This window comes from Streptomyces bambusae, from assembly GCF_019400985.1.
GTDB classification, from domain to species: Bacteria; Actinomycetota; Actinomycetes; order Streptomycetales; family Streptomycetaceae; genus Streptomyces; species Streptomyces bambusae_A.
Genome location: NZ_WTFF01000285.1, coordinates 1 through 9,332, shown reverse-complemented (window position 1 = coordinate 9,332; position 9,332 = coordinate 1). Strand labels below are relative to the sequence as shown.

General features: G+C 73.9%; 3 protein-coding genes. 1 reads left to right on the top strand and 2 read right to left on the bottom strand.

The window, feature by feature from the left end; all coding sequences use genetic code 11:
* Window positions 1-6,334: non-ribosomal peptide synthetase (locus GPJ59_RS28575; protein ID WP_219670591.1), on the bottom strand; the 6,334-nt coding region annotated here is incomplete at its 3' end.
* 138 nt (window positions 6,335-6,472) lie between these two features.
* Here GPJ59_RS28575 and GPJ59_RS28570 point away from each other — a divergent pair.
* Complete coding sequence (locus GPJ59_RS28570; RefSeq protein WP_219670590.1) at window positions 6,473-7,015, top strand: hypothetical protein; 543 nt, start codon at window positions 6,473-6,475, stop codon at window positions 7,013-7,015.
* Between the two features lie 27 nt (window positions 7,016-7,042).
* Here the strand turns inward: GPJ59_RS28570 and GPJ59_RS28565 are convergent.
* Window positions 7,043-9,332: amino acid adenylation domain-containing protein (locus tag GPJ59_RS28565; protein WP_219670589.1), on the bottom strand; the 2,290-nt coding region annotated here is incomplete at its 5' end.

Genomic DNA, 9,332 nt, shown 5'->3' with positions numbered 1-9,332 from the left:
TCGCCCGCGCCTCCACCTCCGCGTACGACAGCACCAGGCCGCCGGACACGAGCGCCGGAGCATCCGGCGTCGCGTCCACCGCCGCCTCGAACAGACCGTGGAACGTCACCGGAGCCAGACCCGGCTCCTCACCGGCCGCCCACTCCTGAAGCACCTGCGCGCGCTCGGCGGCGGTGAGGACCTCCACCGCACCGACCCGCACCTCCGGGTCCGAGGCGACCGCGTCCAGCACGGCCACCAGACGGCCCGCCAGCTCCTGCGCCGACACCCGGTCGAACAGGTCGACCGCGTACTCGACACTGCCCTCCAGACCCGACTCCGTCTCGGCCAAGGTGAAGGACAGGTCGAACTTGGCGGTGTCCAGCCGGACCGGCTGGCGGCTCACCTCGACGCCGGGCAGGGCCAGCTGGTCGGAGGGGATGTTCTGGAGCTGGAAGGAGATCTGGAAGAGGGGGTGGCGGGCCATGGACCGCTCGGGGTTCAGGACCTCCACCAGGCGCTCGAAGGGCACGTCCTGGTTCGCGTACGCCGCCAGGTCCGTCTCGCGGACCCGCTCCAGCAGCTCCCGGAAGGTGGGCTCGCCGGACAGGTCGGTCCGCAGGACCAGGGTGTTGATGAAGAAGCCCACGAGCTCGTCGAGGGACTCGTCGGTGCGGCCCGCGACCGGCGAGCCGAGCGGGATGTCGGTGCCGGCGCCCAGGCGGTGCAGCAGTGTCGCCAGGGCCGCCTGGACCACCATGAACAGGCTGGTGCCGGTGGTCCGGGCCAGCTCCTCCAGGCGGGTGCGGAGCTCGGCGGGCACGGTGAAGCCGATGGTGTCGCCGCGGTAGCTCAGCTGGGCCGGGCGCGGGCGGTCCGTGGGGAGCGCCAGCTCCTCCGGGAGGCCGGCGAGGGCGGTGCGCCAGTGGTCGACCTGGCGGGCGAGCTCGCTGCCCCGGTCGTCCTCGTCGCCGAGGACCTCGCGCTGCCACAGCGTGTAGTCCGCGTACTGCACCGGCAGCGGGGTGAACTGCGGGGCGGCGCCGTCCAGTCGGGCGGCGTAGGCGCGGCCCAGGTCACGGGCGAGCGGGGCGAGGGACCAGCCGTCGCCGGCGATGTGGTGGACGACGACGAGGAGCGCGTGGTCGTCGTCGGAGAGGGTGAGCAGGTGCGCGCGGACGGGGATCTCGCGGGTGACGTCGAAGCCCTCGGCGGCGGCCCGGGCGAGGGTGTCGTCCAGGGTCTCGGCGGTGACTGCCGTGCGGTGCAGCAGCGGACGGGAGGCCGGGTCGGCCGGGTCCAGGATCAGCTGGCGGGGGCGGCCGTCGGTGTCGGGGAAGACGGTGCGCAGGGCCTCGTGGCGCTCGGTCACGTCGGCCAGGGCCGCCTCGAGGGCGGAGGCGTCGACGCGGCCGCGCAGGCGCAGCGACAGGCCGAGGTTGTAGGTGCCGCTGGGACCGTCGAAGTGACCCAGGAACCAGAGGCGGCGCTGGGCGTGGGAGAGGGGGATCTCCCCTGGTCGGTCCTGGGGCCGCAGGGCCTGGCGGGCGTCGGCGGCGTCGTCCAGGGTGGTGGCGAGGGCGGCGACGGTGGGGGTTTCGAAGAGGGCGCGGACGGTGAGTTCGGCGCCGGCTTCGGTACGGATGCGGCTGATGAGGCGGGTGGCGAGCAGGGAGTGGCCGCCGAGGTCGAAGAAGGAGTCGTCGACGGTGACGCTGTCGAGGTCGAGGACCTCGGCGAAGAGGGCGGCCAGCAGGGTTTCGCGGGGGGTGCGGGGGGCGCGGCCGGTGGACAGGCCGGCGAAGTCGGGGGCGGGCAGGGCGCGCCGGTCGAGCTTGCCGTTGGCGGTGACGGGGAAGGCGTCGAGGACCAGGACGGCGGCGGGGACCATGTAGTCGGGCAGGGTGGCGCCGACGTGGGCGCGCAGTTCGGCGGGGTCGACGCTCGTGGTGGGGCCGGTGGGGACGACGTAGCCGACCAGGCGCTTGTCGCCGGGGCGGTCCTCGCGGACGAGGACGGCGCTCTGGGCCACGCCGGGGTGGGTGAGCAGGGCGGTTTCGATCTCGCCGGGTTCGATGCGGAAGCCGCGGATCTTGACCTGGTCGTCGGCGCGGCCGAGGTAGTCCAGTTCGCCGTCGGTGGTCCAGCGGACGAGGTCGCCGGTGCGGTACATGCGCGAGCCGGGGGCGCCGTGGGGGTCGGCCACGAAGCGTTCGGCGGTCAGGTCGGGCCGGCCCAGGTAGCCGCGGGCCAGGCCGGCGCCGGTGAGGTAGAGCTCGCCGGGGACACCGACCGGGACGGGGTTGAGGGTGGCGTCCAGGACGTAGACGCGGGTGTTGGTGATCGGGCGGCCGATGGTGGGGGCACCGGCGCCCGGGTCGAGGGGGTGGGACATGGTGGCGCAGACGGTCGACTCGGTCGGTCCGTAGGCGTTGACCATGCGCCGTCCGTCGGCCCAGCGGGAGACGAGCTCGGCGGAGCAGGCCTCGCCGGCGGTGACCAGCGTCAGGCCCTGCGGCAGCCGGGCGTCGCCCATCGCCGCGAGCACGACCGGGGGCAGGGTCGCGTGCGTGACGCCCTGCTCGGCCAGCAGCGCGGCCAGCGGCTCCCCGGCCGCCAGCCGCTCGGCGGACGCGAGCACGAGGGCCGAGCCGGTGGCCAGGGTGGTCAGCATCTCCCACATCGAGGCGTCGAAGCTCGGGGAGGAGAACTGCAGCACCCGGTGGCCGGGGCCGCCGCCGAACCAGGCCAGGTGCGCGGCGGCCATGCTGGCCACACCGGTGTGGGTGACGACGACGCCCTTGGGCCGGCCGGTGGAACCGGAGGTGTAGATGACGTACGCCGCGTCCTGCAGCGTGATCTCGGCGTCGGGGGCCGGGTCGGCGGGCAGCTCCACCGTGTCCAGCAGCAGCCGCGGGGTGCCGTCCTGCGGCAGCGCGTCGTGCAGGGCCGTGGTGGTGACCACGAGGGCCGGGCGCGCGTCGTCCAGGATGTAGGCGATGCGCTCGGCCGGGTACGACGGGTCCACCGGCACGTACGCGGCGCCCGCCTTCATCACGGCCAGCAGGCTGACGACGGTGTCGATGCTGCGGCCCAGGGCCACCGCCACGGAGCGGCCGCGGCCGGCGCCGTGCCGGGCGAGCAGGGCCGCCAGGCGGCCGGCGCGGTGCTGGAGCTCGCGGTAGGTGAGGGTGGTGTCCTCCAGGACGACGGCCGGCGCGTCCGGGGTGCGGGCGGCCTGCGCGGCGAAGAGGGCCGGCGTGGTCTCGGCCGGGACGGGGACGGCGGTGTCGTTCCACTCCCGCAGCAGTCGGGTGCGCTCGGCCGCGTCCAGGACGTCGAGGGAGCCCACGCGGGCCGACGGGTCGGCGGTGGCGGCCTCGACCAGGCGCAGGAAGCGCTCGCCGATGGCCTGGGCGGTCTCCTCGTCGAAGAGGTCGCGGGCGAACTCGACGGTGCCGTCGAGGCCGGCGGGCCGGCCGTCGGCGTCGAACCGCTCGCCGAGCCGGAAGGACAGGTCGAACTTGGCGGTGTCGGTCTGAAGGTGACGGACCGTCGCGGTCAGGCCCGGCAGGTCCAGCACGGGGGCCGCGTTGTCGTCCAGGGCGAGGGTGACCTGGGCGAGCGGGTGGCGGGCCAGGGAGCGGACCGGGTTGAGGATCTCCACCAGCCGCTCGAAGGGCACGTCCTGGTTCGCGTAGGCGGTGAGGTCGTACTCGCGGACCCGCTCGACGAGCTCGCGGAAGGTGGGGTCGCCGGAGACGTCGGTGCGCAGCACCAGGGTGTTGACAAAGAAGCCCACCAGGTCGCCGAGGGCCTCGTCGGTGCGGCCCGCGATGACGGTGCCGACGGGGATGTCCTCGCCCGCGCCGAGGCGGTGCAGCAGCGCGGCGAGCGCGGCCTGCGCGACCATGAACACACTGGCCTTGGTGTCCTGGGCGAGGGCGAGCAGCCGCTCGTGGACCTCGGCGTCCAGGCGGAAGGCGATCCGGCCGCCCTGGTGGCCGGCGACCGCCGGGCGGGGGCGGTCGGCGGGCAGGGCCAGCTCCTCGGGCAGGTCCGCGAGGGTGGCCTTCCAGTGGGTGATCTGCCGGGACAGGACGCTGTCGGCGTCGTTCTCGTCGCCGAGCACCTCCTGCTGCCACAGGGTGTAGTCGGCGTACTGGACCGGCAGCGGCTCGAACTGCGGGGCGGCGCCGCGCAGCCGGGCGGCGTAGGCCTGGCTCAGATCGCGGGTGAAGGGGGCCACCGACCAGCCGTCGCCGGCGATGTGGTGCACGACGAGCAGCAGGACGTGCCGCTCGTCGTCGCGGGTGAACAGGTGGGCGCGTACGGGGATCTCGGCGGCGAGGTCGAAGCCGCGGGCGGCGGAGAGGGCGAGCTCCTCCTCCAGGGCGGCGGCGTCGGAGCCTTCCGTGACCAGCAGTTCGGGGCGGGCGTCGGCCGCGTCGAGGACGTGCTGGTACGGGGCACCGTCCACGACGGGGAAGACGGTGCGCAGGCTCTCGTGGCGGCCGGCGACGTCGGCCAGGGCGGCGCGCAGGGCGTCGGCGTCCACGCGGCCGGCCAGTTCGACGGTGAGGCCGTCGTTGTAGGCGGCCTTGCCGCTGCCGTTCTCCATCTGGTTGAGGAACCACAGGCGGTTCTGGGCGGCCGACAGCGGCAGCCGCTCGGGGCGCGGGCGCACGGTCAGGGCCTGGCGGGCGGGGGCGTGGGCGGCCAGGCCGAGGGCCTCGGCGAGGGTGGCGACGGTGGCGTTCTCGAAGACCGTACGCAGGGTGAGTTCGGCGCCCAGCTCCTTGCGGATGCGGCCCACCAGGCGGGTGACCTGGAGGGAGCTGCCGCCGAGCAGGAAGAAGTTGTCGTCGACGGAGACGACCTGCTCGCCGAGCACCTCGGTGAACAGCCGGCACAGGCTCTCCTCCGCGGCGGTGCGCGGGGCGCGGGAGGCGGCGGGGGCCGGTGACTGCGGAGCGGTGGCGGCGGTGGCGGCCGCGGCGCGGGTGGCGGCACGGGCGCGCTCGGGCAGGCCGGAGGTGTCCAGCTCGACGGAGTCGACGGGGGCGCTGAGTTCGGTGCTGCCCAGGCGGTGCAGGAAGTCGAGGAAGGTGAGCTGGTAGGCGCGCAGGTCCTGGTCGGAGTACAGGTCGGGGTTGGCGTCGAAGTCGATCTGGAGCCCGGAGGAGGTGCCGCGGTCGTAGACGATGAAGGAGATGTCGTCGGCGGGCCCGATGGAGAGGTTGTGGGGGCGCGCGGTGTGGCCGGCGAACCGCAGGTCGTAGTCGAACATCATGATGTTGACGTGCGGGCCGACGAGGCGGCGGTCGTCGGCGAGCATGCCGAGGTCGCGGCGCAGGTCCTCGAACTGGTAGCGCTGGTGCTTCATCGCGGCGCGCATCTCGGCCGAGACCTGGTGCAGCAGTTCCTCGACGGTGGTGCCCGGCTCGACGGCGACGCGCAGCGGCAGCACGTTGGAGACCATGCCGGGGACGCTGCGGGCGTTCTTGCCGAGCCGGGTGGAGACCGGCAGGCCCAGGACGACCTCGGGGGCGCCGGTCAGGCGCTGGAGCCACAGGGCCACGGCGGCGATCAGCGCGGGCGGCCAGGTGACGGCGGCGTCGGAGGCCAGGGTGCGCAGCCGCTCGGTCTCGGTGCGGCCGAGGCGCGCGGTGCGGCGGGCCAGGGAGCGGGCCAGGGCCGGCTGCTCGCCGGAGAGGCTGATGGGCTCGGGGCACTCCTTGAGCCGGTCGATCCAGTAGGCGCGGTCGGTGCCGAAGCGCTCGGAGTCCTGGTAGGCGGCCTTCTCGTCGAGGAGCCGGTCGAGCGGGGCGAACGGGGTGGCGGGTACGGGCTCGCCGGCGACGAGCGCGGAGTACACGGCGGCGGTGCGCTGGGCGACCATGTTGACGGTGAAGCCGTCGACCAGCAGGTGGTGGTAGCGGTGCAGCCACAGGTGGCGGTCCTCGGCGACCTTGAAGAGCGCGAAGAGGAACAGCTGGTCGTGCTCGGTGTCCAGGGGGCGGGCGAAGTCCTCGGCCATCCAGGCGCGGGCGGCCGCGACCGGGTTGGTGGTGTCGCTGACGTCGACGACGTGCAGGGACCAGTCGAGGTCGGCCGCGGGCACGATCCGGGCGACGGGGCCGCTGTCGCCCTCGTGGAAGCGCAGGCGCAGGGTCTCGGCCTCGGCCACGACCTGACGGAGGGCCTGCTCGAGGAGCAGCGCGTCCACCGGTCCGTCGATTTCCAGGAATTCACCGGTGTTGAAGATCGTGTTCTGCGGATTCAGCTGCTGCGCGTACCAGACACCCGACTGGGCGGCGGTCAGCGGCAGCAGGACACCCCGAACATCGGACACAGCCACTCACCCTCAATGCGTTGACGGAAATCATGGATCAGAGACCCTGTCTAACAGCGGGGTTTCGGCCGCGACAACGGCGGTTGCAGAAAGCTGCCACGCAGCGGGGAGCCGTCCGGTGCGTGCTAGCGTCGGCGCATGGCAGAGAAGATGGATGCGGAACGCTCGGTCGTCGATCGCTGGATGCCGGAATGGCATTTCCGGGAACGGCACTGGATAGCCGTGGACGCCCCACGCGACGAGGTGCTGACGGCGGCCCGCGAGATGACCTGGCGGGAGGCTCCGGTGGCCCGCTTCCTGTTCCGGTTCACCAAGAGCCGACTGTCGGCCGACAGCCGGGTGCTGGACGACTTCGCCAAGGGCGGGGACACCGTACTGGAGCTGACCGACGACGAGTTGGTGTACGGAGGGATCGGCTCGCAGGCCGGTCCGGTGACCCCGGACCGGCCCCTGCCGGAGGTGTTCACTCAGTACGCGGAGCCGGGCTGCACGAAGGCGGTCTTCACGATGCGGTACGCGGACGGAATCCTGTCCACGGAGACCAGGATTCTGGCCACGGACGAAGCGACCCGGCGCAGTTTCGGAAGGTACTGGAAAGTGATCCGGATTCCAAGCGGAATCGTCCGTCTCTCTTTCCTGTCCGCCGTCAAGCGCCGGGTCGACATGCCCGCGAAGCGATAACGCGACTACTTCTGCACTACTGCTGCGCTACTTCTGCGCGTCCCGTACGAGTTCGATGAACCGGCCTGCCGTCGAGTTGCGGTAGAAGTCCTGCGTGGTGACCTTCGGCAGGCCCTGGTCACGCATTTCCCGGAGCACCCGGATGACCAGCAGGGAATTGCCTCCGAGTTCGAAGAAGTTGTCCTGCGGGGTGACGTCGCAATTCAGCGCGTGCCCCCAGACCTTCAGGATCTGCCCGGCCAGCGGGTCCTGCTCCGGGCCCGCCGTCGTCCCCTGCTCCGGACCGGCCGCCGTGGCGCGGTCGGCGCCGCCCGGGGCCGCGGCGGGGGCGGGCAGCGCGGCCGTGTCCACCTTGCCGTTGATGGTCAGCGGGATGGCGGCCACCTCGGTCACGGAGGCCGGAACCATGTAGGAGGGCAGCACCCCGCGGGCGTGGGCGAGGACGTCGGCGGTGGCCGCAGGTCCGCGCAGGGCCACGTAGGCGTCGATGCGGGCGGTGGCCGCGTCCCCCGGGGTGTCATGGTTCAGCACCGTGGCGGCCCCGGCCACGTCGGGGTGGCTGAGCAGCACGTTGCGGATCTCGTCCAGCTCGATGCGGTGGCCGCGCACCTTGACCTGGCTGTCGAGCCGGCCGAGGTGGTCCAGGCTGCCGTCGGGGCGCAGCCGGCCGCGGTCGCCGCTGCGGTAGATCCGGCCACCGCCGTAGGGGTCGGTGACGAACCGCTCGGCGGTCAGCTCCGGCTGTCCCAGGTAGCGGTCGGCGACGCCGGCGCCGCCGACGCAGATCTCGCCCGCCGCGCCGACCGGCAGCAGCCTGCCGCGCGGGTCGCGTACCGACAGGGTCCAGCCCGGCAGTGCGGGGCCGACCTTGCGGCCGGCGGCCAGGACGTCGGCCGGGGTGACGGTGTGGGCGGTGACGTGCACGGTGGTCTCGGTGATGCCGAACATGTTCACCAGCCGGCACGCGGTGTGCGAGTGCCGGGCGAACCAGGGGGCGAGCATCCGGACGTCGAGCGGCTCGCCGCCGAAGACGACCAGGCGCACGGCGAGCGCGTCGGCGGGGGCCTGCCGGTCGGCCTCGACCACCTGCGCGAAGGCGGACGGCGTCTGGTTGAGGACGGTGACGCCCTCGCGGACCAGCAGCGCGTGGAACAGCTCGGTGTCGCGGGTCGTCCAGTAGTCGACCACGACCAGGCGGCCGCCGGTCAGCAGGCAGCCCCAGATCTCCCAGACGGAGAAGTCGAAGGCGCTGGAGTGGAAGAGGGTCCACACGTCGTCGGCGCCGAGCCGGAAGTCCTCGCGGGTCGCCTCGATCAGGGCGGCGACGTTGCGGTGCGGGACGACGACGCCCTTGGGGCGGCCGGTGGAGCCGGAGGTGTAGATGACGTAGGCCGGTGCCGCGGCGTCCTCGGGGCGCGGGCCCTGGGCGCTCTCCCCGGCCAGGGCGCGCAGCGCGTCCGGGGTGACGACGCGTACGCCGTCCAGCTCGGGGAAGCCCTCGGCGGCGGCGACGACCACGGTGGCGCCGGCGTTCTCCACGGTGTAGCGCAGCCGGTCGGCCGGGTAGCGCAGGTCCATGGGGACGTAGGCGCAGCCTGCCTTGAGGACGCCGAGGAGGGTGACCACCAGGTCGGCGTCGCGTTCCAGGGCGACCCCGACCATGGCGCCCGGGGCGAGGCCCAGGGCGCGCAGGCCGGCGGCGGTGCGCTCGGCGCGGGCGTCGAGTTCGGCGTAGCTGAGGCTGGTCCCCCCGGCGGTCAGGGCGACGGCGTCGGGGCGGGCCCGCACGACGTCGGCGAAGAGGCCGTCGATGGTGCGGGCGGCGGCCTCGGGGCGGCCGGCGGCGGGGGTGACGCCCAGGGCCAGCACCTGCCGGGCCTCCTCGGCGGTGAGCAGCTCGACGCTCTCCAGGGGGCGTTCGGGACCGGCCGCCAGCTGGGCGGCCACGTGGGCGACGTGGGCGGCGAACCGGTCGGCGACGGCCGGGTCGAGGTCGCCCTCGTCGAAGCGCAGGACGCCGTCCGCGGTGCCGTCGGCGTGCCGGGTCAGGTGCAGGACGCCGGGCAGGACGGGGGCCAGGTGCGGCAGGCGGCGCACGCCCGGCCGGGACTCGTCCACGAGCAGGCCGATCCCGGCGAGGTTCAGCAGGCTGCCGTCGTACGCGGCCCAGCGGGCGGTGAAGGCGGCCGCGTCCTGGGTCTCGTCGATGGCCTCGCCCGCGCCGTAGCGGGCCAGCACCAGGGCGGTGGCGGCGGCGAGCACCGCCGGGTCGCCGGGCAGCCCCGGCGGACACTTTTCGAGGGTGGTCTTGACCGCG